The 23,836-nt window shown below is 54.2% G+C and carries 26 protein-coding genes; 15 read left to right on the forward strand and 11 right to left on the reverse strand.

The annotated features are described in order from the left end of the window. Window positions 1-47: 47 nt before the first annotated feature. The 15 genes from KJZ99_10185 to KJZ99_10255 all read left to right on the forward strand — a co-directional run bounded on the left by KJZ99_10185 (window position 48) and on the right by KJZ99_10255 (window position 13,269). The gene (locus KJZ99_10185) at window positions 48-893 is read left to right on the forward strand and encodes a cytochrome c biogenesis protein ResB (protein MCL4306273.1); all 846 of its coding nucleotides are present in this window, start codon (window positions 48-50) and stop codon (window positions 891-893) included. Then, the gene (gene ccsA, locus KJZ99_10190) at window positions 890-2,626 is read left to right on the forward strand and encodes a cytochrome c biogenesis protein CcsA (protein MCL4306274.1); all 1,737 of its coding nucleotides are present in this window, start codon (window positions 890-892) and stop codon (window positions 2,624-2,626) included. Before KJZ99_10185 ends, ccsA begins: the two co-directional genes overlap by 4 nt. An 11-nt stretch (window positions 2,627-2,637) precedes the next feature. Continuing rightward, a complete protein-coding gene (dxs, locus tag KJZ99_10195) occupies window positions 2,638-4,593 on the forward strand; it encodes a 1-deoxy-D-xylulose-5-phosphate synthase (protein MCL4306275.1) in 1,956 nt (651 codons plus the stop codon). Further along, window positions 4,590-5,540, forward strand: a complete 951-nt coding sequence (locus tag KJZ99_10200) for a 4-hydroxy-3-methylbut-2-enyl diphosphate reductase (GenBank protein MCL4306276.1) — start codon at window positions 4,590-4,592, stop codon at window positions 5,538-5,540. Before dxs ends, KJZ99_10200 begins: the two co-directional genes overlap by 4 nt. Window positions 5,541-5,588: 48 nt before the next feature. Then, a complete protein-coding gene (gene lipA, locus KJZ99_10205) occupies window positions 5,589-6,497 on the forward strand; it encodes a lipoyl synthase (protein ID MCL4306277.1) in 909 nt (302 codons plus the stop codon). 76 nt (window positions 6,498-6,573) lie between these two features. Then, window positions 6,574-6,897: an iron-sulfur cluster insertion protein ErpA gene (gene erpA / locus KJZ99_10210; protein ID MCL4306278.1), complete on the forward strand. Its 324-nt coding sequence runs from the start codon at window positions 6,574-6,576 to the stop codon at window positions 6,895-6,897. Window positions 6,898-6,973: 76 nt separating this feature from the next. After that, a complete protein-coding gene (locus tag KJZ99_10215; GenBank protein MCL4306279.1) occupies window positions 6,974-7,315 on the forward strand; it encodes a hypothetical protein in 342 nt (113 codons plus the stop codon). A 3-nt stretch (window positions 7,316-7,318) separates the two neighbouring features. Further along, window positions 7,319-7,600, forward strand: a complete 282-nt coding sequence (locus tag KJZ99_10220; protein ID MCL4306280.1) for a DUF2480 family protein — start codon at window positions 7,319-7,321, stop codon at window positions 7,598-7,600. 103 nt (window positions 7,601-7,703) lie between these two features. Further along, a complete protein-coding gene (locus KJZ99_10225) occupies window positions 7,704-8,396 on the forward strand; it encodes a MotA/TolQ/ExbB proton channel family protein (protein ID MCL4306281.1) in 693 nt (230 codons plus the stop codon). Window positions 8,397-8,399: 3 nt separating this feature from the next. Beyond that, on the forward strand, window positions 8,400-8,873 hold the full coding sequence (locus KJZ99_10230) for an ExbD/TolR family protein (GenBank protein MCL4306282.1): 474 nt from the start codon (window positions 8,400-8,402) through the stop codon (window positions 8,871-8,873). 6 nt (window positions 8,874-8,879) lie between these two features. Then, entirely contained in the window at window positions 8,880-9,524 is a 645-nt protein-coding gene (locus KJZ99_10235) for a TonB family protein (GenBank protein ID MCL4306283.1), read from the forward strand. Further along, a complete protein-coding gene (locus tag KJZ99_10240) occupies window positions 9,490-10,827 on the forward strand; it encodes a PD40 domain-containing protein (GenBank protein ID MCL4306284.1) in 1,338 nt (445 codons plus the stop codon). Before KJZ99_10235 ends, KJZ99_10240 begins: the two co-directional genes overlap by 35 nt. 39 nt (window positions 10,828-10,866) lie before the next feature. Continuing rightward, window positions 10,867-11,394: a peptidoglycan-associated lipoprotein Pal gene (pal, locus tag KJZ99_10245; GenBank protein MCL4306285.1), complete on the forward strand. Its 528-nt coding sequence runs from the start codon at window positions 10,867-10,869 to the stop codon at window positions 11,392-11,394. Between the two features lie 14 nt (window positions 11,395-11,408). After that, a complete protein-coding gene (ybgF, locus tag KJZ99_10250; protein MCL4306286.1) occupies window positions 11,409-12,131 on the forward strand; it encodes a tol-pal system protein YbgF in 723 nt (240 codons plus the stop codon). 70 nt (window positions 12,132-12,201) lie between these two features. Then, on the forward strand, window positions 12,202-13,269 hold the full coding sequence (locus KJZ99_10255; protein ID MCL4306287.1) for an AI-2E family transporter: 1,068 nt from the start codon (window positions 12,202-12,204) through the stop codon (window positions 13,267-13,269). 71 nt (window positions 13,270-13,340) lie between these two features. Here the strand turns inward: KJZ99_10255 and KJZ99_10260 are convergent, their stop codons facing one another. The 11 genes from KJZ99_10260 to KJZ99_10310 all read right to left on the reverse strand — a co-directional run bounded on the left by KJZ99_10260 (window position 13,341) and on the right by KJZ99_10310 (window position 23,752). Beyond that, complete coding sequence (locus KJZ99_10260; protein ID MCL4306288.1) at window positions 13,341-14,000, reverse strand: DUF502 domain-containing protein; 660 nt, start codon at window positions 13,998-14,000, stop codon at window positions 13,341-13,343. A gap of 37 nt (window positions 14,001-14,037) precedes the next feature. After that, a complete protein-coding gene (locus tag KJZ99_10265; protein MCL4306289.1) occupies window positions 14,038-14,355 on the reverse strand; it encodes a septum formation initiator family protein in 318 nt (105 codons plus the stop codon). Between the two features lie 3 nt (window positions 14,356-14,358). Continuing rightward, complete coding sequence (eno, locus tag KJZ99_10270; protein MCL4306290.1) at window positions 14,359-15,636, reverse strand: phosphopyruvate hydratase; 1,278 nt, start codon at window positions 15,634-15,636, stop codon at window positions 14,359-14,361. 98 nt (window positions 15,637-15,734) lie between these two features. Further along, on the reverse strand, window positions 15,735-16,031 hold the full coding sequence (locus KJZ99_10275; GenBank protein ID MCL4306291.1) for a DUF2007 domain-containing protein: 297 nt from the start codon (window positions 16,029-16,031) through the stop codon (window positions 15,735-15,737). 4 nt (window positions 16,032-16,035) lie between these two features. Then, complete coding sequence (locus KJZ99_10280) at window positions 16,036-17,034, reverse strand: HD domain-containing protein (GenBank protein MCL4306292.1); 999 nt, start codon at window positions 17,032-17,034, stop codon at window positions 16,036-16,038. Window positions 17,035-17,037: 3 nt separating this feature from the next. After that, on the reverse strand, window positions 17,038-17,922 hold the full coding sequence (locus KJZ99_10285) for a hypothetical protein (GenBank protein ID MCL4306293.1): 885 nt from the start codon (window positions 17,920-17,922) through the stop codon (window positions 17,038-17,040). A gap of 18 nt (window positions 17,923-17,940) precedes the next feature. Continuing rightward, window positions 17,941-19,152: an outer membrane protein transport protein gene (locus KJZ99_10290; protein ID MCL4306294.1), complete on the reverse strand. Its 1,212-nt coding sequence runs from the start codon at window positions 19,150-19,152 to the stop codon at window positions 17,941-17,943. Window positions 19,153-19,255: 103 nt separating this feature from the next. Beyond that, complete coding sequence (locus tag KJZ99_10295) at window positions 19,256-19,852, reverse strand: hypothetical protein (protein MCL4306295.1); 597 nt, start codon at window positions 19,850-19,852, stop codon at window positions 19,256-19,258. Window positions 19,853-19,869: 17 nt separating this feature from the next. Next, window positions 19,870-20,340: a hypothetical protein gene (locus KJZ99_10300; GenBank protein MCL4306296.1), complete on the reverse strand. Its 471-nt coding sequence runs from the start codon at window positions 20,338-20,340 to the stop codon at window positions 19,870-19,872. Window positions 20,341-20,395: 55 nt separating this feature from the next. After that, window positions 20,396-21,319, reverse strand: a complete 924-nt coding sequence (gene argF, locus KJZ99_10305) for an ornithine carbamoyltransferase (protein MCL4306297.1) — start codon at window positions 21,317-21,319, stop codon at window positions 20,396-20,398. Window positions 21,320-21,376: 57 nt separating this feature from the next. Beyond that, window positions 21,377-23,752, reverse strand: a complete 2,376-nt coding sequence (locus KJZ99_10310; protein MCL4306298.1) for a T9SS type A sorting domain-containing protein — start codon at window positions 23,750-23,752, stop codon at window positions 21,377-21,379. Window positions 23,753-23,836 lie beyond the last annotated feature (84 nt).

Raw genomic sequence — 23,836 nt, forward strand, 5'->3', positions numbered from 1 at the left:
TATGAGTTTGGCGTCCGGGCACAATTCGTTATCATAAGGGAAGTGACTTGGTAAAGATACTCGACCGGATTTGGCTGATCTTCTCATCGGTCAAGCTGACCATCGTGCTGCTGTTCCTGTTCGCAATTGCGATGGGCTACGGCACATGGATTGAGACCGTCTATTCAAACGGGGCAGCACGGATACTCATCTACCGCACATGGTGGTTCGATCTGATGATTGTGCTGCTCGCGCTGAACCTGATCGGCTGCACGTTGCGACGCGCGCCTTATTCCCCGCATCAATACCCGTGGCTACTCACGCACATTTCGCTCCTGTTGATTATGGCCGGCTCATTGGTCACCCACAGGTTCGGAATGCAGGGGCAGATGGTGATTCTGGAGGGCGAAACCGAGAACCGATTCGGACTCGAACAGCTCGACCTTGAGAACTGGGAGACAACGATCGGTGAAGAGCGTGTGCTGCCCTTCGGCGTTCATTGTGTCAATTTCGAACAGGTCTTCTACCCGGGCACAGGCATGACGTCGCTGTTCAAGTCGCACGTGATCGTGGATGATCCCGGTAATCCCGAGCGGATTGAATGGGATGTTATTCTCAATCACCCGCTGGTCTACAAGGGCTACAAAATCAGTCAGGCATCATGGATTGACTTGCCCGATGGACGGCAAGCCACAGTGCTCGGAGTATCCTATGACCCGGGTATCCCCTACCTGTACATCGGTGGCAGTTTGCTCGTGCTGTCCATGGTCGGGATTATCTTTTTGAAGCCGTGGCTGAAACGACGATTTCCCCCGAAGCAGCGCTTGACGCAGCGGGAATTGCTCGAGAATACTGAAATGACTGAGGAATTGATGGCTGAATCTCCCAACCTTAAAGAGGGAGCCAACGTATGAAGAAGGCCCTGATCCTGCTCGTCGCCTTGCTGGCGGTCTTGACTTTGGCACAGGCGGAAGAGAAATTCGACTGGAACCTCGCCGGCAAGATTGTCGTGCAGGACGGCGGACGTCTGAAACCGCTCGACACTTTTGCACGCGAACTTGTCACTGATGTCATTGGCAAAGACCGTTACGAAGGACAGCATCCCGTAGAAACCTACTTCCGGTGGATGGCGGAAGGAAGCCGCTGGTCACAGATGCCGTTGCTGTATTTGCCCAAAGGAGATTTGAGGCAGGAGCTTGGATTACAGGATCAGCCCGGCAGCCGCTTCTCGATCGCCGAGTTGCACGGCAAGCCGCGTTTGATGCAGATTGTCATGGAGGCTCAACAGGCGCAAAAAGCAGGCGAGAAGCTGACCTTCACCCAGTCGAAGGCCAACGAAGTCCTGCATAAACTGAACGTGCTCGCGTCCGTGTTCAGCCATGACCTGCCGCTGTTCGTCCCGCCGCTCTCGGGCGACGCGAAGACGGTGACTTGGATGACGATGCCTCAAATGCTGGCGTTGGTCGATCACGACTCCGTGCACGGACGTGCTACCAACGATGTGTATTCGACGCTCGGATTGGCGTTCGCCGGAATGTATCACTCCGTGTCGGATAATCGACCGGATATGTTTAACAGCTCGGCGGAGATGTTCGTCACTATGCAGAGTTCGTTGCTTGAAGGGCAGCCTGAAATTTCATCGACGCTGCGCTGGGAGATTTTCTATAACCGTCTGCAGCCGTTCTTCTGGGCGCGTCTGCTCTTGCTGCTGGGTGCTGCTCTGTTTGCGTTCAGCTATAGAGAACGTTTCGCGAAATGGCGTGGCAGCGGTGCCTATGCGATGTTCGGGGGCCTGCTGCTGTATTCTGCAGGGATGTTCTTGCGCTGGCAGATCGGCGGGCGTGCACCGTGGTCGAATATGTACGAATCACTGCTGGCAATCGGTTGGGCAGTTGTTATTGTCTCCTTGATCTACGAATTAGTGAAGCGTGACCGGATTTTCGGTTTGTCAGGTTCGTTGATGGGCGGTATCGTGTTGTGGCTCGCGCACTACGCCAATCTGGATCGCGGAATCAATCCGCTGGTGCCCGCGCTCCAGAGCTACTGGCTGATTTACCACGTGATTATCGTGCTCGCAAGCTACGGTTGTTTTGCGATTGCGATGGTGATCGGGCACATCCTGTTGATTGGCGCGACGAAAACCAAAGGGAATATCACACCGCCGCTCGCGCGCATGGCAGGGGCAAATCTGCACGTTATACAAGTCGGATCGGTGTTGCTCATTTTCGGGATTCTGCTGGGCGCAGTTTGGGCGGATTCGAGCTGGGGCCGCTTCTGGGGTTGGGATCCGAAGGAAACTTGGGCGCTGATTACGTGGTTCGTTTATATTGCATTCCTGCACGGCCGCAGCGCAGGATGGTTAAACTGGAAGGGTTTAGCGTTTGTTTCCGTTGCCGCTTTCCCTGTAGTCGTCATGACATATTACGGCGTGAACTTCTATCTTTCCGGACTGCACAGCTACGGCGCGGGATCGTCCCCGGGTATCCCTTGGGAAGCTTTCGCCTATTTGTTCATAGAGGCTGGATTCCTCGGATGGGTTGCCATGAAGCTCAAAGGAAAGTGGGGCAACATGACTCCCAAGCGACCTTCGAGTGACACGGCGACCGCTCCTCGAGCTATGCATGAACCTGCTGGAGCTAACCCTTGAGCACAATTTCGATGGAAGACTATCCTTTGCTTGCGCGTGTGGATTCTCCAGAGGATCTGCGTAAGCTCAGCCTCGATGAATTGGAACTTGCCTGCGCAGAATTGCGCCGCTATTTGTGGGACACCATCAACGCGGTTGGCGGACACCTCGCCGCGTCACTCGGTGTCGTAGAATTAACGGCCGCACTGCACTATGTCTACAATACGCCTGAAGATCGTATTGTTTGGGACGTCGGGCATCAGGGATATATTCATAAGATTCTGACCGGCCGCCGCGACAAGCTGCCCACCATTCGCAGTCTGGGAGGAATATCCGGTTTCCTGAAACGGAATGAAAGCGAGTACGACACGTTCGGCGCGGGTCACGCCTCCACCTCTCTTTCCGCCGCATACGGAATGGCGGTTGCCCGTGACATGAAAGGTGAAGGCCACAGCGTCGTTTCGGTTATCGGCGATGGCGGCATGACGGGAGGGCTTGCGTTCGAGGCCTTGAACAATGCAGGTCACTCGGGCAGGGATTTCACGATTATCCTGAACGACAACCGGATGTCCATTTCTCCGAATGTCGGCGCTGTTCCGAAGTTTCTGGCTAAGATGGAGACGAATCCCCTGCTCGCCCGCATTAAAGATGAGATGTGGGACCTGATGGGCAAGTCGCCGGTTGGAGCAAAGACGATGCGGGATTTTGCAGGTCGTTTCGAGGCATCGCTCAAAGGACTTGTGTCGCCCGGTATGTTGTTTGAAGAGTTCGGTTTTCAATACTTCGGGCCGTTTGACGGACACAACGTGCGCGAGGCCGTAGAGATCCTGAGAAACATCAAGGCGTCGCATAAACATCCTGTGATCGTGCATTTTCTGACGCGCAAGGGGAAAGGTTACGACGTTGCAGAGGCGGATTCTGTGACATGGCACGCCGTGAAAACTCCCGCGAAAGTCGAGCCAAAGCCTGAGGCGAACGCCGAGCCGGAAAAGGAAGCCTACATGAACATCTTTGGCAAGGCGGTGATTCAGGAAGCGAAGCGCGACTCACGCGTCTGCGTGATCACGGCCGCGATGAAAGAAGGCACCGGACTCGTTGAATTTGCGCAAGAGTGCCCTCAGCAGTTCTTTGACGTAGGAATCGCCGAAGGACATGCAGTGACATTCGCGGCTGGTTTAGCTGCCGAAGGGATGCGGCCGATCGCGGCAATCTACTCGACGTTTCTGCAGCGCGCCTACGACCATGTATTGCACGACTGCGGAATCCAACATCTGCCCGTGCTGTTGTGCATGGATCGCGGCGGATTAGTCGGTGAGGACGGCCCCACGCATCACGGCTGTTATGATCTTGGTTACCTCTCCACGATTCCGGGTATTGTTGTGTGCGCACCGCGTGACGGGCAGGAATTGCGCAACCTTATTCACACCGGACTGCATTGGCATGACGGCCCGTTCGCAGTTCGCTACCCGCGCGACAAAGCGCCGGACCATGTGCGCTGGGATGAACCGCCTGCGCTCCTGAAAGTCGGAAGCTGGGAAGTTCTGCGTGAAGGCAAGAAGGTCGCCGTCCTGGCGGTCGGCACGATGGTTGAGGCTGCACGCAAAGTGATTCTTGCAGAAGAATACAACGTAACTCTCGTGAATTGCCGGTTCGTCAAACCGATGGATGATATGCTGCTTGAACAGCTGCTGGACTCCCATGATGCCGTGTTGACCATTGAAGAAGGCACGGCCTTCGGCGGATTCGGGTCACAAGTGGCGATGTATCTCAAGTCCAATGGACACGAGCATCTCTTCCACGCACTGCACTTGCCGGACAGCTACATTGAACATGGATCGCGCACTCAGATTCTCGAAGTAGCCGGACTGTCGCCGCGGCATATATCAGAGGCCATCAACGGTCTCCTGCGCGCCGAACGGCCGACCAAGCAGGGAAGCGCCCCAAAAGACCTGATTACAAGCGGCCCTTCCCGTGGAGACGTGGAATGAGCATGAAAGTCTTAGTGGACCCGCGCGCGGGTTTCTGCGGCGGCGTCCGCCGCGTAGTGAAGATGGCCGAAAAGGTCATGAGTGACACGGGATTGCCGCTCGTATCGCTGGGTGACATCATTCACAATGAAGTTGAAATTTCGCGCCTTGAAAAGAGCGGATTATCTTCGATTGATCACAGCGGCATGGCCGCACAGAGTGGCCCGAAACAAGTGTTGATTCGTGCGCACGGCGAACCGCCGGAAACTTATGCAAAAGCTAAGGAGCTTGGCGTTGAACTGATTGACGGAACCTGTCCGGTTGTGACGCGTTCTCAAAATATCGCGCGCAAACATTACGAAGCCGGGTCTCAGGTCGTCATCATCGGCAAACCGTACCATCCCGAAACTATCGGCATCAAAGGTCACTGTGACAACGAAGCGTTTGTTGTCTATGAACGCGAAGATGTCAGGCAACTCGATCCCGAGAAGAAGGTCTTCATCCTTGCGCAGACCACAGTCGCAAAGGAGTGGTTCGAAGAACGCATCGCGTGGATCAAGGAGTATGCTCGTGACGTTGAAGTGCAGGTTGAGAATACGCTCTGCCGCTTTGTCGTTGGCCGCGACCGCGACCTCGAGCAATTTGCCACTCAAGTGGACGTTATCCTGATGGTCGGCGGGACGAAGAGTTCCAACACCAAGGCGCTCTATGGCGTCTGCAAACGCATGAATGATCGTGCTCATCTTATCGTGGATGAGCATGACATTGACTTCTCGTGGTTCCGTGACGGCGATACCATCGGCGTGACGGGTTCGGCTTCCACTCCTCACTGGCTCTTGGAAAAAGTCCGTGATCTCATCGGTGAGCGCACTGGTGCCGACGTTTTGCGGGATACGACCCAATGGCAGGCGCAGCAGCAGGAGCAGGAGCTTGAAGAAATGGAAAAAGACGACTGCGAGTGTGACTGAGAAGGTGTTTGATTTGCAGCGACCTTAGGTGCTGCTCGAGAGATACACATGCAAGCATTACCTATTTTAACCGATACCGAACCTAATTCGCCGCGCAAGCCCGATTGGCTCAAGATCCGTCTCGGGCACACGAAGAAGTTTCACGGTGTCCGAGAGCTGATTCACGGATCCAAGCTCTTCACGGTATGCGAAGAGGCCGCATGTCCGAACATGGCCGAGTGCTGGTCGCGCGGCACCGCAACGATTATGATCATGGGTGATACCTGCACCCGCTCGTGCGGATTCTGCAACGTCAAGACCGGCAAACCGCTTCCGCTTGACCCTGAAGAGCCGCGACGTGTGGCCGATGCCCTTAAGGAGTTCAGTCTGAAATACATCGTGATAACTTCCGTGGATCGCGATGAGCTTCCTGACTGCGGCGCGGGCCACTTTGCTGAGACAATTCGCATCTGCAAGGAGATTTCGCCTGAGACACGTCTCGAAGTGCTTGTCCCAGATTTCAAGGGCAAACCCGAGTGCGTGAAGCTTGTATGTGACGCGGGTCCGGCCGTCTATGCGCACAACATGGAGACGGTTTTCCGGCTGCACGCGCAAGTTCGTCCGCAGGCGAAATACTGGCGGAGCCTCGATACGCTCGCACGTGCCAAACAGCACGGCATGGTCGTGAAATCGGGCATCATGGTGGGTCTGGGCGAAACCCCGAAAGAGGTCAAGGAAGTCATGCGCGATCTGGTGGATGCAGGTTGTGATCTCTTGACGATCGGGCAGTATATGCAGCCCTCCCGCAGGCATTTGCCTGTCATTGAGTACATCCACCCCGACCTGTTCCGAGAATACAAAGAACTCGGGCAGTCATTTGGTCTGAAGCATGTCGAGTCAGGTCCGCTGGTTCGCAGCTCCTACAAAGCGGAAACACAGGAAGATCTGATGCGGAACGGAGCACTCGCCAGAGCATAACCCTGTCGGCGAAAGCCGGATGATTGGTTTCTAAGATTTCTCAATTTTTCATTTTCAGTTTTCGGAGACTCGTAGCATGATTACACTGACGGGAACGGCCCATACGAAAGTCAAGGCCATTATGGAGCAGGAACAGAAGAGCGATTGGAATCTGCGCATGGGTGTGCGCGGCGGCGGGTGCAGCGGCATGAACTACGTGCTCGGCTTCGACAACCAGCTGTCCGAGGATGATCAGGTCTTTGAGCAGGACGGCATTAAGCTGGTGTGCGACATGAAGAGCTATCTCTATTTGAACGGCACGGAGATTGATTATGAAGACGGCTTGAACGGCTCCGGTTTCGTGTTCAAAAATCCCAATGCCAAGCGCTCCTGCGGGTGCGGACAGTCGTTTAGTTCCTAACTAGCCGCTCGCTCTAAGCGAGAGGAATTCAGAACTACGGGCCGAAATCCGGCCCGTTTTCCATTGGTGAGAACCCATGCCAGACAAGACATTTCACGAAATACCCGTTACAAAAGAGTCCCTCTGGTTTCTCGAAAGGTACCTGAATGTGTTCGATTTTCTGGAACTTTTTCCGCCGGAAGCGGTCTCTAAGGCAGACGGCTCGCACGGGCAACTGGTCATTATCCATACTGACCTTGGGTTTTCCATCGAATCCGACATCGACCACTCTAAAATGCAGCTTCGTAACCGATCTAAACTGCATGGCTGGACAAGATTTACGATGGAGCACGGCCTGCAGATTGGAGATGTTTTACGGATTGAGCGGCTGTCGCATCGCGAGTTTTCACTTAGACTAATTCGTTCAAATCAGGTGTAACTATTGGAATTAATTAGATTTCCACTTGAGGACTTGCTCGGAGACGGGATTATTCGCGAAAGCGAATACCGTCAGAAGTTGAATAACATGGACTTAACCCCCTACCGCGACAAGCCCGTGATGGTTCCGTGGATCCACAAGCAGGAGATACCTATCTGGGTCTATCTAATGGCCGTTGCAAAGCTATCCGCAGTCGCGGCAGTCCTGTCTTTTGGCGAACCGTGCAGCCCGATTGTCCTCGCGCAAAACAGGCGCGCCGAGCCACCAGAATACGATTTTTCTTGACAATTGGGCCAGTTTTTCATATCTTTGTAATTTATGGAATAGGCTATAATATAATGCGAACTTGGTGGGGGAATTAGTTTCAGGATGAACAAAGAGTTGCACTATGGGAACTGGTAGCGAAAGTATTTGGCAGCTACTCATCGTAGCGTCGCCATTTGCGAAGTTCGTCCTGCTGATTTTGGGCGTAATGTCCCTGCTGTCATGGACGGTCATTCTCGACAAGGCTATTCTGTGGCTGCGCGTGCGCAAGGATTCGAAAGGTCTGGAAGGCGTAAGCTGGAAGAACTTTGACCCGCGCAATATGTACGGCGAAGCCCGTCGTTATTCGGCAGCCTTCCCTGCTCGTGCTTATATGTATGCGCATCGTGAACTCTTCGAGCGCGGTGTTCCCGATGATTTGGATGGCGAGCTCGTTGCGCGCGAGTATGCCCGCGCGGCGGCTCATCACTTGAACCGTGCCGAGAAGTATCTGCCGTTTCTGGCTACTTGTTCTGCGGCAGGTCCGTTCTTGGGGCTGTTGGGAACGGTGTGGGGAATCATTTCAGCCTTTCAGCGTATCGGAATTTGGGGAAACGCGAGCATTGCTGTCGTTGCACCGGGCATTGCGGAAGCGCTGGTTGCCACGGCACTTGGCTTGTTCGTCGCGATTCCTGCTCTTGTGGCTTACAATTTCTTCTCGAATTGGCTGCGCAAGGAAGCGGAAAAGGCAGAAGCGTTCGGCGATGACTTGGCCTTCGCAGTGGATCGCCAACTGGTTCGCCGCAGTGCGGTGACCGGCCGCGTAGGAGTAGCATAAGCCATGGCTGGCGCAGGGGGACTTCCCGTTGAGGAGCGTGCAGGATCGAGTCGGCGAAAGAAGCTGACCAAGATCAACTATCGGCCTGTTGCGGATATCAATATCACCGCACTTGTAGACGTCACGCTCGTGCTGCTGATTATCTTCATGGTGGCAGCACCCATGCTCAAGAACTCCGTTGATGTTGCCGTGCCGCAGGCCTCGACCGCCGAGTCCAAGAGCGAAGAGGGGATTACGATTACGGTCAAGAAAGACGGCTCGATCATGATCGACCAGAGCAAGGTGGATGAATCGAGCTTCGATCTGGCCTTTGAACAAACTTACGGCTCCTCTAAGGAACCTGTGTTCCTGCAGGCAGATGCCGAAGTGCCGTATCAGAAGGTCCTGTATGTGATTGACGTGCTGCGGCAAGTAGGTGTAACGGATCTCGGTCTGATCGCCGATCCGCTGCAGTCGCGCACAGGCCGCAGAGGATAACTCCTCATGCGCAAGTCATTCCTTGGTTCGCTGCTGCTGCACGCGCTGTTCATTGTCGTCTTGATTGTAGCAGGCTATGCAAAGACTGAGGAGAAGCGGCCTTTGCCGGAAGTGACTAAGGTTAAACTGATACGGCCTATGCAGCCGCCTGTGCAGCAGATTACGACGACTCCGCGGGAGTTCAAGGTGCCCGAGACCGTGCCCCCGCTCGTGCAGCCGCAGAAAAAACCGCCCAAGCCCAAAGAGGTTGTTCAGGAAAAGAAGCCTGACCTCCCCAAGGAAAAGAGACCGCGTTCAACTGAACCGGTACCCAAGGAGCTGAAAGGCGAAGCCGGAACGATGCGCTTGCAGCAGTCAGGCTTCGAGTACGATTTCTATCTGGCGTTGATACAGTCCAAGATAGAACGCAATTTCCGCCCTCCTCCGGGCGTACGCGGACAGGCAATGTCGACGGTTGGGTTTGTGATTTTGCGTGACGGCACCGTTTCATCCATCGCGATGGTGCAATCTTCCAATAACCTTTTAATCGATCAGGCGGCGGAACGCGCCGTACGTGCGGCGGGAAAGTTTCCTCCGCTTCCACCTCAATATGAGCAGGGGCAACTGGGAATACACTTTGAGTTTGTCGTCAATCCGGGTTCGAATTCTTAGCTCGCTTCTGCTGTTGCTGGCATCTGCCGGCTTAGCTCTTTCACAGGTTACTCTACGAACTGAAACTGCTTCAGTCGGCAGACTTGACTTGGTCGTCTATCCCTTCACCGCGACCGGCGATGCTGCCTTCATTGGTGAGCTGCCGCGTCAGCTTTCTGATTTGGTACGAGGTGACTTAGCCTACTCGGGATATTTCAATATTCTGAATCCCGAGGATCTGCCGCCCGACACAACAGTTCAGTACCGCCGCGTCGGCAATGCTGTGGATTCGCTGGTGACATTCACCGGTTCGAGCGCACCCCGCGTACGGGGAACGGTATCGCTTGGGTGGGACAAAGCCACGGCCTCCATCGCAATCTTCCAGCCGCCGTTGCGAGACCCGATTCACATCTCGGATTTCACATTCGAAACTGACAAGGCACGTGATGCTGCCCACGAAATCGCGGCGTGGATTACTCAGATGCTGACCGGGGAACTTGGCGCATTCACTTCGCGTATCGTGTTTGTAGTCAAGACGGGACCCAATAAAGATCTGTGGATCATGGATTGGGACGGAGCAAACGCACGCAGCCTGACGCGCGATCAGACGCTGAACATGTCTCCAACGTGGGCGCCTGACGGCAAAACGATTTACTTCACGTCGTTCCGTAACGGCGATGCAGATATCTACAGCTACGATGTTTCGAGTGGACGTGCGCGGCCTTTCGTGCAGACCCCTCGGACGGATAGTGCACCGTCGGTATCTGCGGATGGAAACTGGGTGGCATACGCTTCCAGTGTGTCGGGTAACTTTGAAATCTATCGCGTCCGACCGGACGGCACGGGCAGAGTACAGTTGACGTTTAGCGGGCGTGATGACACGTCTCCCTCGTGGTCGCAGACCGGACGACAAATCGTCTTCACTTCTGACCGCGGCGGAAGTCCACAGATTTACGTCATGGACTTTGACGGAGTTGACGTGCGCCGTTTGACATTCGGAGGCGTTTACAATGAGACCGCCCGCTGGTCTCCGCGCGGAGATTTGATTGTGTATTGCAGCCGCGAAAGCGATGCGTACCCAAAGTTTCAGATCTTTACGATGCAGCCGGTCGGCGGTCGGGAGCGTCGTTTGACAGAAGGCGGCAATAAGTTTGATCCTTCCTGGTCACCTGACGGAATGAAGATCGTCTACACTGATTCAAAAGACGGGCGCACGGCCATCTGGACGTGCAACTGGGACGGCAGCAACCCGCGCCAGCTTACGTTTGGACTTGAAGCGTCGCAGCCTCAGTGGGGACCAATTGTTCCCCTCACTTCACGATAAATACGATTCTTTACATTATCCCGCACATTAGGAGAGAAAATGAAAACACAGAGACTCGGTTTTACCGCCCTTCTGTTAATGCTGACACTGGCTCTCGTCATTGCGCCAGGCTGCAAGAAAAAGATGCCGAAGGAGACTCCTCCGCCCGCTAAAGAAGTCATCGAACCTGTTCAGACGGAGATGCCGGAGGAAACGGGTGATTCGCGCAGCGAGATGGAACGTGATCTCGCGCTCATTCGGATCCTTTACTTTGACTACGACAAGTCGGATATTCGCGCTGACGGTCGTGAAGTGATTCGTAACAATGCCGATATCTTCCGGAAGTGGGAGAGCTGGCAGATTACTGTGGAAGGCCATTGCGATGAGCGCGGCACAAACGAATACAACCTCGCATTAGGCGAGCGTCGTGCCCGTTCTGCGCAGCGTGCGCTGGAAGCAGAAGGAATCTCCGGTTCACGGATTCGTACAATCAGCTATGGAGAAGAGCGTCCACTTGATCCGGGTCACACCGAGACTTCGTGGTCACGCAATCGCCGCGCTGAATTCCGCGTTGACACTGGTAACTAATACAACAGAAATTCATGTTACGCTACTTCCTCCCCGGCGCACTCTTGCTCGCGGTCTTGTCCGGATGTGCCACGCGCAAAGAGATCGTCGGCTTTCAGGAGGATAGCCGCTATCTTCGGCAACGCACGGATTCCATCACGGTGTCCCAGCGTTCGATGCAGGCGCAAATAGAGAGACTGTCCGAAGACCTGCGCAAACTGCAGTCGAATTCGGAGTACGGCTCATCCGAAATGCAGGAGCGCGTCAGCACATTGGCGGCTCGACTTGACGAGATTTTGAATCGTCTCGATCGGTCGCTTGCTCCGCTTGAAGAATTCCTGCGAAATCAGGTCGGCGCTCAAGGCCCGGGACCTGCGCCTGCGATGGGCGTGGATGTTTATGATGCTGCCATGCAGGACTTAAGTTTGGGAAACTATGACTTGGCTGAAGTCGGTTTCCTGACGTTCCTTCAGCAGAATTCGAAATCCGAGCTTGCCGATGACGCACGGTACGGACTTGCGGAAAGTTTCTATGCACGCAAGAAGTACGAAGAGGCTGCTGCGGAATACGCAAGAGTTATTGATATGGATCCGATGGGCTGGAAGGCTCCGGCAGCCATGCTCAAACTCGGGCTTTCCTACAGGCAACTTGGCCGCACGCGCGAAGCCCGCACGGTGTGGCAACAGCTGATGCGTGATTTCCCAAAGAGCGAGGAAGCAAAGGTAGCCGAACAGCGAATGAATGAAGCTGGCTGGTAGGATTCCAAAACTAAGGTAGAAGATCGCCCCGTCTGCATCAACTGACGGGGCGATTATTTTCAAATCCATAATGCAATCCGAAGAGTCAAAGACAACAGATCGAGTGACGCGCAGGCGATTCATTTCAGTTGCCTTGCTCCTGCTGATAGGTGTTTCTATCTTCGTCATATCTTCGTTGCTTCTGGGCGTCATCGGCGGCTTTATCCTGTGGGCCATGTCGCGCTGGATATTCGAGTGGTTTGAACGAAAGCTGCGCGGTAGACGAACGCTCGCCGCATCGCTGTCCGTTTTGTCGTTGTTTCTCCTGGTCGTTGCACCGGTGGCCGGAGTTCTTTCACTCATGGTGAATGACGCGGTTTCACTCGCTGAGCGAGGCTATAGTTTTTTTCAGCAACTTGAGCCGCAACTTGATGCTCTGATTACCCGCTTGACCGGCCAACAAGCGCCAGTCTTCTGGGGCTATGAACTTGACATCGAGCTGGTCGTCAGCAAACTTCAGGAATTGGCCGGCACGGCAACGTCCTACATGGTTGTCGCAATGCAGAAGACCGCCGGCGGAATCGCTAGTGCAGTCCTGCAGGTGCTTGTGATGCTCTATACGCTGTTCTTCTGCTATCTCGATGGTGCGAAGTTCGTGGACTGGATCAAGAGATTGTTACCACTGACATCGGATGAATCCGAACAGCTTCTACAGAATTTCTTTAGGACAGCAATCACATCGCTTAAGGCATTTGGAGTAATTGGAGTGGTTCAAGGAGTCCTCGGAGGCCTGGCATTCTGGGCTTGCGGTATTCCGTCGCCGTTCTTTTGGGGCGTGATTTTAGTATTCACCACGATTATTCCGGTCGTCGGGGCACAGATTGTCTTGTTTCCCGCGGGCATTTTGCTCATCCTTACTGGCAAGACGGTGCCGGGAATCGCTTTGCTTCTCTGGAGCTGGATAGTCATCGCGAACATCGATAACCTCCTCCGGCCCTACCTCGTTGGCAAGGCGGCGCAGCTGCACGAACTGGTTGTCTTCCTCATGACAATTGGTGGAATTGCAGTTTTCGGTTTCTGGGGATTTCTAATCGGACCTGTGATTGCGGCATTGCTGAAAGCTGTCGCAGAGTTCTATTGGGAAACGGTAGCAAGTTGATTCCTTGAGACCAATGCACACATGAAAAACGCCCGGCTTGACCGGGCGTTTGCGTATTTCGAGCTGAATCGTTATCTCGTGAATCTCTCGGGTGGAATCGACCCTCCGGAAACGATTAGCTTGAATGCTTCATCTGTCGTCATATCAAGCTTGATCACTTCGCTTTCCGGGACGAGCAGCAAGTAACCAGAAGTTGGGTTGGGTGTAGTGGGCAGAAAGACATGGACCATCTTTCCCTTCTGTTCAAGCATTGTACTTTCGCCTGTCACGAAGGCAATCGCCCACGACGTATCATTTGGAAACTTAGTTGCAACCACTCCACGAAAGCCCGTCTTGTCGCCGAAGAACGCTTCAAGCAGTTTTCGCACCGCATTATAGACGTCACTGACCACAGGAATGCGGCTCAATATCCGGTCAATCATATTAAAGAGCCGCCGGCCCAGCACGCGCTGCACAATCGATCCAATTAGGGCGATCAGTATGACCGTAAGGACAAAGGCAACAACGTCCGTCAGCAGCTCAATAGACTTGGGAAGTGCTTCAAGCTCCAGGATTTCAAGGGCAGTATAGCGAATGTAGGGTGACAGAACGCCTCCCAACAGCCGAACGATGACCAAGACAATGTAACCGGTGAGCCAGATTGGCGCGAGCATCAAAAGTCCCGTCGCAAACGCGCGGCGGAACTTCTTGAACCGCGACTCTGGCAGCGTGAATTGTTTCGCTTCGTGCATGTAAAGGAAGCGCCCGGTGTCGCCGGGCGCTCACAGTTTATTCATTGGTCGAGTCTGTCGGCAACGGAACTATCTTCCAGAGATACTCATTTTGCGCTACCAGTCCGTAACGTCGAGCGGCAAGCTCAAGCGCTGCGCGATCCCCCCTGCGAACAGCCTCGAGGTAGCTGCTCAACTCCTGCTTTTGCAACTCCAATCGAGCAATTTCCAGCTTCTGCTCTGCGAATGTGGCTCGTAGCCTGTTGTGATCGCGCAGGCCGCCTTCACCATAGTAGAACCACACCGCATACACGATCACTCCTGCGCCGAGCAGAGAGAGTAACGTAATTCGGGTAATGCGGCTCCAATCTGCCATATTTCACTTCCACATCGCGCCAAAGTAGATGGCGTCATCACCGAGATCATCTTCGATGCGCAACAACTGGTTATATTTTGCAATACGATCGGTGCGAGAGGCACTGCCGGTCTTAATCATGCCGCAACCGCACGCTACGGTAAGATCTGCGATTGACGTATCTTCTGTTTCACCCGAACGGTGAGAGACAATCTGAGTGTAAGCATGTCGTCTCGCCAAGTCGATCGTGTCCAGCGTCTCAGTGACTGTGCCGACCTGATTCAACTTAATCAGAATAGAGTTTGCCACGTTCTGTACAATCCCCTTGTGCAGAAGTTCCACTTGTGTCACAAATATGTCATCCCCGACGATCTGCACCTGCTTGCCCAGCGACTTCGTCATATGCTTCCAGCCATCCCAATCACTCTCTCCTAATCCATCTTCGATCGAGACGATGGGATAGTCACGCACAAGCTGTGCATAATAATCAGTCATCTCAGAAGCACTCAGCACCTTTCCTTCGCAAGACAACGAGTACTTACCTGTACTGTGATCATGAAACGCCGACGCTGCGCTGTCGAGGGCAATCGCAATGTGGTCTCCGGGCTTGTATCCCGCCGATTCAATCGCTGCGAGAATGGCATCAAGTGCTTCGCGGTGTGATTTCAGATTTGGCGCAAATCCGCCTTCGTCTCCCACGTTGGTTGAGTGTCCCTTCTTCTTGAGTACCTTCTTAAGATGATGAAAGGTCTCAACGCCTGCACGCAGTGCGTCACTGAATGTCTCGAAACCACGCGGGACGATCATGAACTCTTGGAAATCAAGCGGGTTGTCCGCATGTGCGCCGCCGTTAATCACGTTCATGAACGGTACCGGTAAAATCCTTGCACTCACCCCACCCAAATACTTGTAGAGCGGCAAGTTCACGGAGTCCGCAGCAGCACGGGCGACCGCAAGGCTCACCCCAAGGATTGCATTTGCGCCCAACTTGCTCTTATTCTGCGTCCCGTCCAAGTCGAGCAGGACATTGTCAACTTCCTGCTGATATACAGCGTCGAGACCGATCATCTCTTCGGCAATCTTTTCGTTCACGTTCGAGACTGCATCGAGCACACCTTTGCCAAGGTAGCGGTTCTCGTCACCGTCACGCAATTCAAGTGCTTCGCGCTCCCCGGTCGATGCGCCGGACGGAACTATCGCATTCCCGAAGGCTCCGTCTTCCAGAATAACTTCGACTTCAATAGTCGGATTGCCGCGGGAATCAAGAACTTCGCGGGCGTAGATACTTGTGATTTCTGACATAGTCTAAAGTCTTGAGTTTCAGGTTTACAGAATATACGAAGGGATTTAGGAATGTGCAAGGCTTGGGCGACATCCAGCCGGTGCAGCAGCGAGCATTCCTATGCGTTCGGGTCGTCTAACTCTTCTGCTGGTTCGCCACCGCTTTGTTCCCCGAGAACCGACTCGTAAATAGCCAGTGCGCGTGAAAAGAATTCAGCTGGAACTTGAACTCGCCAAGCTTTGCCAAGGGTCTCGGTTCCAGTGATTACCCCCAAGCCTCCGGCAGCCAAGTCAGTCTTTACAAGGTTCGGTATCCCTTCGTTGTCAAGCACTTCGGTCACCATCGCCACCCAGACTCCTCCCTCGAACGGCGGAAGTGACTTCCAGTCGGAATAGGATTTGACTTCTTCGCTCATACGTTCACTCCGGTTGATCATCGCCTTCTGGCGCACGGAAATAAAAGAATCGCTCCATCAGTCGCTGATAGTCTGAAAAGTCCTGCGACTCCGGCGTGCGCGCGCGAACCTGTTCAAACGCACTCATCCTGCTGTCCAGTTCATCAAGGTAGTGCAGGGCGAGCGCTTCGAGCGTCATCGGTTTGATCGGCGATCCCTTTAACGGATCTCCTTGATGTGATAAAACGATGTGCAGAAGCTGCTTCCGCATCTCAGCGGACAAATCGGGACAGTATTCCCTGATCGCCTTGTCAATCAGCAGCGCACCTTGTGTGATATGACCGAGGAGGCGGCCCTCGCTGGTGTAGTCAATCGCGGGTTCAAGTGTGAATTCAGCAACTTTGCCCAAATCGTGCAGCAAAGTACCGGCCAACAACAGATCACGATGGAGTTGCGGATAGTGAGCGGCAACCAAATCTGCAAGTGCGGTCATCGACAACGTGTGCTCCGCGAGGCCTCCTACCGCCGCATGATGCCAAGCTTTCCCGCCAGGAGCTTCAAGAAACTGTTTGCGAAGAGTCTGATCGCCGAATATAGAATCAAGCAGAGCGCGCAAGTGCGGATGCTCGATCGTATTAATCAAGTGCGAAAGTTGCTCATCAGCCTGCGCAGACGTGAGTGAAGAGTGGGGAAGGAAACTGCGTCTGTCGGGGACTTCCTGTGCCGTGGCTTTTCTCAGAGTATGCAGGACCAGCCCGGGAATGTTCTGATAACGATCCACCCTGCCATCCACAAACACAGGATCTCCGGCCCTCAACGTTTCGAGCGCTGCCTCGAAGTTCTCCCACATCTTGCCGTCAAGTTTGCCGGAGTGGTCCTGCAATTCGACGATCAGAAAAGGCTCCCCGCTCTTCTTGGGCCGCGTCTCAATCTTCGTCAGGAGGTAGAATCCCTGAACCTGATCATTAGGCGGCAATTCCCGTACGCCACGCAGCGGCATGGTGGTTGCGAGCGAAACTGTCATAGGCTAATCACATTCCGCGAGTCGCTTGTCAAAGAGATCAAAATCCTCTTGCGGTCGACCTGCTTCCTGCCCAAGCATTCGCACCAAGATCAGCTCATACTTTGCCATGCCGCGCTTATTGGAAGCTTCCAGCGGCTCTTCGATTTGCCCTGCCCACCTAAGGTAGATGTCCGCCAGGGCATAATGAGCCCAGCCGGAACGAAACTCTCTGGTGTCTCCGGTCATATTCTCCCACTCTGTCCAGTCTGCAAGAGCCGTCTGAGCCTTTTCGGCCGCTTCTTCAAAGTTTCCTACTTCGGCAAGCGTACTCGCGAGATTATTGTTGCTGGTGGCCATTGCGCGCGTTCGAGCCACGGGATCCTTAATCTGCGATGCCACGGCGAGACTCTGACGTAACACGCGCTCGGACTCACTCCATCTTTGCAGATGCCAGCAGTCAACATCAATGCTGATCAGACAATCGTGTTCTTCCTCGGCAGATCCGTAGAGCTGAGCCAACTCAAGTGCTTCATAGTGCACGTCGAGCGACTTCTCGTAGTTCTTCAACTTGCGTTGCACCAGCCCAAGTTTGCGCTCAACTCGTGAAAGCAATCGCTTTGCCGTGTTATCTTCGGAAAGCGGCGCTAAATGCGTTCTGGCTTTCTGCAGTGCTTCATCGGCGTCGCCGAAGCGCTCAAGTCCGATGAAAGCAAGTCCGGACAGGTAATCATGCCACGCATGATCCAACGGTGTCAGTCGATCCACGCGCAACAAAACGAGCGCTTCATCGAAGCGCCCGCTGTCAATTGCCGCTTGAGCTTTCTGTGCCCAGGGATGTCCGGTCAGGATTCCTTCGGGCCGCGCCCATGCCATTGTGGTGAGCAATAGTATCAATCCCCAGTGTTTCATGCGGGAAGGTGCTGCAAGTTACATGCGGTAGCTGATGGTCATCAGCAGCTGCGAAGAGCGGATATCTTCCTTCAATCCTTCGGTCACTTGCTCCGTATAACCGACCGTCCGCCAAGTGGCATCGAGCATGACAGAGCGGTCAATCAAGACGCCAATCCCGAGCGAGAGGATTCCTTTGTCCGCATCGTCTCCTGCACTCTTGAAATTTGAGGGATCAAGACTGTATCCCGCGCGTCCTCGCAACCCGTAGGCCGGAAAGAGATACTCGCCACCGAATGAGAGTCGGGTTGTGCTTTCGTATGTGTCGCGGATCTGGCGATTCGCTTCCGTGCGGCTCACGTTTTGGAATGGCGTGTCGCTGCGAAACTCAAGCGACTGCCAGTCGCGGTGTTCAATGTCCGTTGCCAACATCCAGCGTCCCGGGGCGATGCTTGCGCCGAGGCGCCAAACCCATGGATAGGTCATGCGATAGTCAAAGTATCCCGTGTCGCCGTCGAACTCCCAGTCCTCGTCTAAAGACATCGAGAACGGCGTGGATGCGGCAAGGCCAATACGCACCATTCGACCCGGGCGGAACATGCCGCCAAGATTGAAATTCCAACCACCAAGTTTCGTGTATATTGTCTGCTCTGTATTAACAGTCGAGCCAGCCTCAGAGTAGGTGCCGAGCAGGGAATAATCATTTGCGCCAGTCCAGTAGTTGATACTCGCACCCACCGACAGATTCGGTGATACGTCCACGGCTGACGCGAAAGACCATTGTCCGAGCCTACCGCTTTCCAATTCGTCGAAACTATCCCACGATTGACCTGACTGCCCGCTCGCCACACGTGTGCGGCGGTCAAAATCAGTTATCTGTGAATAGCCGAACGCAAAACTCAATGCGCCCTGATAAACCGGAACCGGAAACACCGCGCCGATGTTGTTCAACCGCATCGCGTCCGTGCTGCCTTCCCGACCCAAACCATAATAGTTGGCGTCATTTGAGAAGCCTGTGCGTAAGATTGTGCCCTGCACCTCGATACGCTTGACCTGTGCCAATCCGGCAGGATTCCACCAAATTGCCGAGTAGTCATCCGCGATGCCGGTGTATGTGCCGCCGAGTCCGAGAGCTCGTGCGCCGGAGCCGAGCTGCTGGCCGCCGGTCAGCAACAGACGCTCAGGGATCTCGTCTTGCGCAAATGCAAACGTTGCAAACAGCAAAGAAGAGAGAATGAGTAATTTTTTCATGTAAGTCTATTGTGAATCCGGCCGAGTCTGAAGACTCGCGCAGGATATCGTTTCGTTCACCGTTTCGGGCCTCCAGACCCGTCGTGGCTGCCTGTTAGCCGGGTTAGCGTCTGCGCTTGCCGTTGCGCTTCTGCGAGTTATCGTCCTGCGGTGCCGGATTTTTTGTCTCCGGTGGTGCAGGCTGAGACGGTGGAGTCGGATTTGGCTGAACATACGCTGGTGGAGATCCACCGCCACTCCCAATCACTGCTGGCGGTACGCCTGCATCATTCGACCGGCGACCCGGCCGCTGAGAAGGCGGCTCGCTCGGTCCACCGCCACCACCGCCGCCGTACCACCACGGATCCCGATGATACCAGTCGTGCCACCACGGACGGCTGTAGTAGTCATAATAGCCGTAGTACGACCAGTGGTAGTTCGGCGAGAAACGATCGAAGTCGAATCCCCAACGTGTATAGCCGCGCGGACGGCCCCAATATGACCAACCGTAATAGTCGTTGTAGGGATTTGGATACACGTCCACGACTTCGGGCTTGGTCAGCGTTGTGTCAATGGCCGTCGAGTCGTAGCGGTTATACAGCGTGTTCGATGAGAACGGCCCCATGTTGTCCATGCCTGGACGGTAGAGTTTCGTGTAGCAGCCCGTGGACAGAATAATGAGTCCAAGAGTCATGCTGAATAGTAAAATGCGGGCTTTCATAACAATCCTCTATCAATCTATCGCGGCACTGCACCGGTAAATTGTACCGTGCCATCCGCTTTTTCGAACTTCAAAAACAAATCGGCATAGCCTAACGCCGGTAGACTCTCGCCGGTTGGAAGCGACGATCGCAGGTGAATGAATGCATCCTCGTGGCGGCGAGTGACAGATTCCACTCGCTCTTCCAGATTCTGTCCAATGTGCGACTCCAAGCCCCAGAAAATGCCAACCACAGAGTAGGTCTCAAAATCGACATATGGCGGGGCATACACGCAACCGCTATTGCACTCGGGATGCTGCGCCCAGAATGCCGACCACTCATGCCAGTTGCGGAAGACCTGCGTGTGCGGGTCCTCCACCTGCAGATGGACTGATGTGGTCATCACTTCATAAGCAACCGGCTCGGCCATGGGATCGCCATCGTTCGCTTGATCGCAGGCAGTGATAAACGCTGCAAGAGTTACGACGATGATGATTCTGACGAACATTAAAGCTCCTCCACAGCTGATTCGGGCACGAACAACCGCTTCTGCGGTCCAATCCTTACTTCTTTTCCATCAGAATTGCCATTACCGCTTTTTGGGCGTGCAGGCGGTTCTCTGCCTGATCAAACACCACGCTGTGCGGGCCGTCCATCACTCCGTCGGTGATTTCCTTGCCTCGTTCGGCAGGCAAACAGTGCAAAACGATGCAATTCTTGTCGGCATGAGACACTAACTGCTCATTGACCTGAAACGGACGCAATTTACGCGCCTTGTCATCCGCTTGATCCTTCTGACCCATCGACGCCCAGACGTCGGTATAGATCACATGCGCGCCGCTGACGGCGCGTACCGGATCATGTTCAATCTTCACGATTGAGTTGCCAAGTCTATTTGTCGCTTCGACAAGCTTCATATCGGGCAAGGTGTCGTCCGCCGTTCCAACCACTAACTCGAAGTTCAGACGCTGAGCAAGCTCAATCAAACTGTTTGTGATATTGTTGCCGTCGCCGACGTACGTAATCTTGAAATCGTCATAACGGCCAAGCTTCTCATAAACGGTCTGAATATCCGCCATAATCTGGCAGGGATGCGAATAATCCGTTAGCCCGTTGATGATGGGGATATCCGCGAATTTCGCAAGCTCCAACACGTCGGCGTGACTGAAGGTGCGGATCATGATGCCACCCAAATAGCGCGACAGGACTTGGGCCGCATCCGAAATAGTTTCACGCTTGCCGAGTTCTATCTCTTTCTCCGTGATGTAAATGGCATTCCCGCCCAGTTCCGCAATTCCCACTTCAAAGGAGATTCTCGTACGAAGACTTGGCTTGTGAAAGATCAATCCCCACGTTTGACCCGAGAGCGGGAGCACGTGCTCATGGCGGTTCCTCCGCTCTTTTAACTCGCACGCAAGCGCTATGGTTTCAATGATTTCGTCACGGTTGAAGTCGGTGACGGCGATGAAGTCACGATGTGGACGCATAAAGAACTAATTTGAATGTAGCTTAAGAGGGAACAGGAGATAACAATCCCCTGACAATTACTTCAAAAACATCAACTTCTGAGTTCCGTGGAAACCCCGATGTGTTTGCATCCGCACGAAATAGATACCCGATGGCAAAAGCTCATGGGAGTTATTCGTGCCATTCCAGCGAAGCTCGTAGTGGCCCGGACCGGGCAGAACCTCCGTTGATGACCAGACAGACTGACCCAGCAAATTGTGAATTGTGAACTGAATTGGTCCAGATGAGGCAGCCTCGTATGCGATGGTGGTGGTTGGGTTGAACGGATTAGGGTATACCTTTGTCAACTTGAACTCTGCCGGGAAGGGCAACGGCTGTTCCGGGGCCGATGTGTCCAATCCGCCGACCACTTCGATATTGTCGAAGTGGACGCCAAGATCGCCCAGTAAAGCATCGGTTCTTAATCTGAAGCGCAGGCTGATTGTGTTGCCAGCCCAATAACTGAGGTCCACAAATGTTCGAGTCCACGGCACCTGCAACTCAGAAAAACCTGCCGCAGTCTGCCAATCTGTACCGTTGTGCGAAACGTCAACGAAGAAGCTGTCCGCAGGAACATCCAGTCTGCCGCGCCGGTCAAACTTCAAATGAAACGCATTCCCGCCCGTGAGGGGAATCGTTCCGTTGAACGTCAGCGTCGCGTCCCAATTGCTGCCGTATTGTGTGCGATACCCTGCTGCGTTCGTGTGTACGACCATCCCATAGTTTAATGAGGTCGTGTCCGCTTCCAGTCTCCACTCGCCGCCCGTGCCACCAGCCGTCCAACCACTCATTCCGCTCTCGAAGTTCTCACTGTAGAGTACCGTGCCATCCGGCAGAACAAGATTCAGCGTCGTATCCTGATCATGCCAGAAATCGTACCAGCGTGCAATCACTGATTGCTGCTGGAGGGGCTCGACTCTGAGCACGCAGACTGCCTCCGGCTTATCGAAACTAATCGTTCCCGACGGAATGTCATATGTTTGGGGGAAGCCGTTGTCAAAATACACGCGTGCCGGAATCAACTGTCCACTCTCATTCCGTACATTGATCGTGACATTATGCCACGGGAGCGGCTGCAAGTTCAGTATCGCAGACACCGCCCCACTGCCGGGATTCAGCGTAACAGAAGTGGTATCGTTGCGATAGCCCTCTTTGCGGGCCATAACCCTCACAACTCCCGGTGGCGGCAAACAGGTTGCGCGGCCATGCTCCGTGTTCGTATACCAAGGGCTAAGCAGCGGCGACCAAGTGTCGACCAGTCGATACTCTGCCGAGATGGGGCTTCCTGTTGATGCATCCCGAGTGTAGATGTTCAAAGGAGCACCCTGATTCGACATATCATTACTTACAGGATAATTGATGACGCGGCGACACAGCCATTCCATCGGAGGAAGTAGCGTCTGCACCAAGCCCGGCAAGTTTACCGGATCGCTCGGACTGCACGGAGGCTGTATCTGCCGCGGTGGACTTGTTTCAGTGAGGATTTGGATTGTGCCTAATTCACGATAAAACCAATCCTGCAAGGCACCGTTTCGCGTGCCGCCCCAGACTTCGAGATATGTCGCGGCTCCGGACGGAGGATACTTGCGCGTCTTATCTGTATAGGCTCGCATGACGCGATGAATCGCCGCGCTGTCGGGGCTGAATTTCGCCGCGCCATCCGGCCCCCATTGCCACGCGACGATACAGCGTTCGGAGACATTGCCTGTGCGCGAGGAGTGCCAAACGATTGATACCGTTGGCTTGATTTGATACGAAAAGTCCCGCACTGCGCGAGCTTCCGGCTCAGAGAATGGGGACGGTCCACGAAAATAGTCGAACGGCTGATCCGAACCTCGCACCCACAGCGAATCGCCGTAGATCCAGTTAATGTCGAAATTGCGATTCAAGTCTACGCCGCAGGAATCCTCTCCCTCACCGACGACAATGATACACGTGTCCGAATGAAGTTCCGGTGGCACGTAGCCGTTCTTGCGCCAAGTGTTATCCCAACCTAATGAAATGACTTCGAGTCCGTCCGGATTCATCGTCGGGATAATATAGACCTGTGTCTCGTTCCTGATCGTGCGATAGGGCTGCTGATTGGTCAGGAGCAAGCGCATGAATTCGATCGTCGCCTCCATACCCGCCACTTCTTCGGCGTGAATATGTGCGATGATCAGTGACGTAGGCTCGTCCTCGAATTCCTGCACGTTGTCAGAGATCTTCACGGCATAGATCGGAAACTGCACGCCCAATTGATCTCCGCGGGAATGCCCAATGGAGTCTACTCGCAGAAGATTCGGAAAGGAATCCTGCAATGCAAAGATGTAGTCATATAACTCTGCGCGAGTATGATAACAGTCCGGCAACGGCTGTGCACCGGCTCGTGCGGCGAGAAGAAGCAGTCCTAAGATGCAAACAAGTCTTGGCATGAAAGAGTTCCTGGCAATTTCTGAATGGGCTGTGCTCGCAGACTTCCGACGGCGTCTCCCCGCCCCCTGTAAGAGAGCGGGAAA

The organism is bacterium (genome assembly GCA_023382385.1).
In the GTDB taxonomy this organism is placed as follows: Bacteria; Electryoneota; RPQS01; order RPQS01; family RPQS01; genus JABWCQ01.

Bases quoted from the DNA above. Each gene is read 5' to 3' on its own strand.
- ccsA (MCL4306274.1), top strand. From the start codon at position 890: ATGAAGAAGGCCCTGATCCTGCTCGTCGCCTTGCTGGCGGTCTTGACT.
- KJZ99_10300 (MCL4306296.1), bottom strand. From the start codon at position 20,340: ATGTTCGTCAGAATCATCATCGTCGTAACTCTTGCAGCGTTTATCACT.
- lipA (MCL4306277.1), top strand. From the start codon at position 5,589: ATGCAAGCATTACCTATTTTAACCGATACCGAACCTAATTCGCCGCGC.
- KJZ99_10265 (MCL4306289.1), bottom strand. From the start codon at position 14,355: ATGGCAGATTGGAGCCGCATTACCCGAATTACGTTACTCTCTCTGCTC.
- KJZ99_10235 (MCL4306283.1), top strand. From the start codon at position 8,880: ATGCGCAAGTCATTCCTTGGTTCGCTGCTGCTGCACGCGCTGTTCATT.
- KJZ99_10200 (MCL4306276.1), top strand. From the start codon at position 4,590: ATGAGCATGAAAGTCTTAGTGGACCCGCGCGCGGGTTTCTGCGGCGGC.
- pal (MCL4306285.1), top strand. From the start codon at position 10,867: ATGAAAACACAGAGACTCGGTTTTACCGCCCTTCTGTTAATGCTGACA.
- KJZ99_10295 (MCL4306295.1), bottom strand. From the start codon at position 19,852: ATGAAAGCCCGCATTTTACTATTCAGCATGACTCTTGGACTCATTATT.
- KJZ99_10255 (MCL4306287.1), top strand. From the start codon at position 12,202: ATGCAATCCGAAGAGTCAAAGACAACAGATCGAGTGACGCGCAGGCGA.
- eno (MCL4306290.1), bottom strand. From the start codon at position 15,636: ATGTCAGAAATCACAAGTATCTACGCCCGCGAAGTTCTTGATTCCCGC.
- KJZ99_10310 (MCL4306298.1), bottom strand. From the start codon at position 23,752: ATGCCAAGACTTGTTTGCATCTTAGGACTGCTTCTTCTCGCCGCACGA.
- KJZ99_10275 (MCL4306291.1), bottom strand. From the start codon at position 16,031: ATGAGCGAAGAAGTCAAATCCTATTCCGACTGGAAGTCACTTCCGCCG.
- KJZ99_10260 (MCL4306288.1), bottom strand. From the start codon at position 14,000: ATGCACGAAGCGAAACAATTCACGCTGCCAGAGTCGCGGTTCAAGAAG.
- KJZ99_10225 (MCL4306281.1), top strand. From the start codon at position 7,704: ATGGGAACTGGTAGCGAAAGTATTTGGCAGCTACTCATCGTAGCGTCG.
- KJZ99_10290 (MCL4306294.1), bottom strand. From the start codon at position 19,152: ATGAAAAAATTACTCATTCTCTCTTCTTTGCTGTTTGCAACGTTTGCA.
- argF (MCL4306297.1), bottom strand. From the start codon at position 21,319: ATGCGTCCACATCGTGACTTCATCGCCGTCACCGACTTCAACCGTGAC.
- KJZ99_10230 (MCL4306282.1), top strand. From the start codon at position 8,400: ATGGCTGGCGCAGGGGGACTTCCCGTTGAGGAGCGTGCAGGATCGAGT.
- KJZ99_10215 (MCL4306279.1), top strand. From the start codon at position 6,974: ATGCCAGACAAGACATTTCACGAAATACCCGTTACAAAAGAGTCCCTC.
- KJZ99_10285 (MCL4306293.1), bottom strand. From the start codon at position 17,922: ATGAAACACTGGGGATTGATACTATTGCTCACCACAATGGCATGGGCG.
- ybgF (MCL4306286.1), top strand. From the start codon at position 11,409: ATGTTACGCTACTTCCTCCCCGGCGCACTCTTGCTCGCGGTCTTGTCC.
- dxs (MCL4306275.1), top strand. From the start codon at position 2,638: ATGGAAGACTATCCTTTGCTTGCGCGTGTGGATTCTCCAGAGGATCTG.
- KJZ99_10280 (MCL4306292.1), bottom strand. From the start codon at position 17,034: ATGACAGTTTCGCTCGCAACCACCATGCCGCTGCGTGGCGTACGGGAA.
- erpA (MCL4306278.1), top strand. From the start codon at position 6,574: ATGATTACACTGACGGGAACGGCCCATACGAAAGTCAAGGCCATTATG.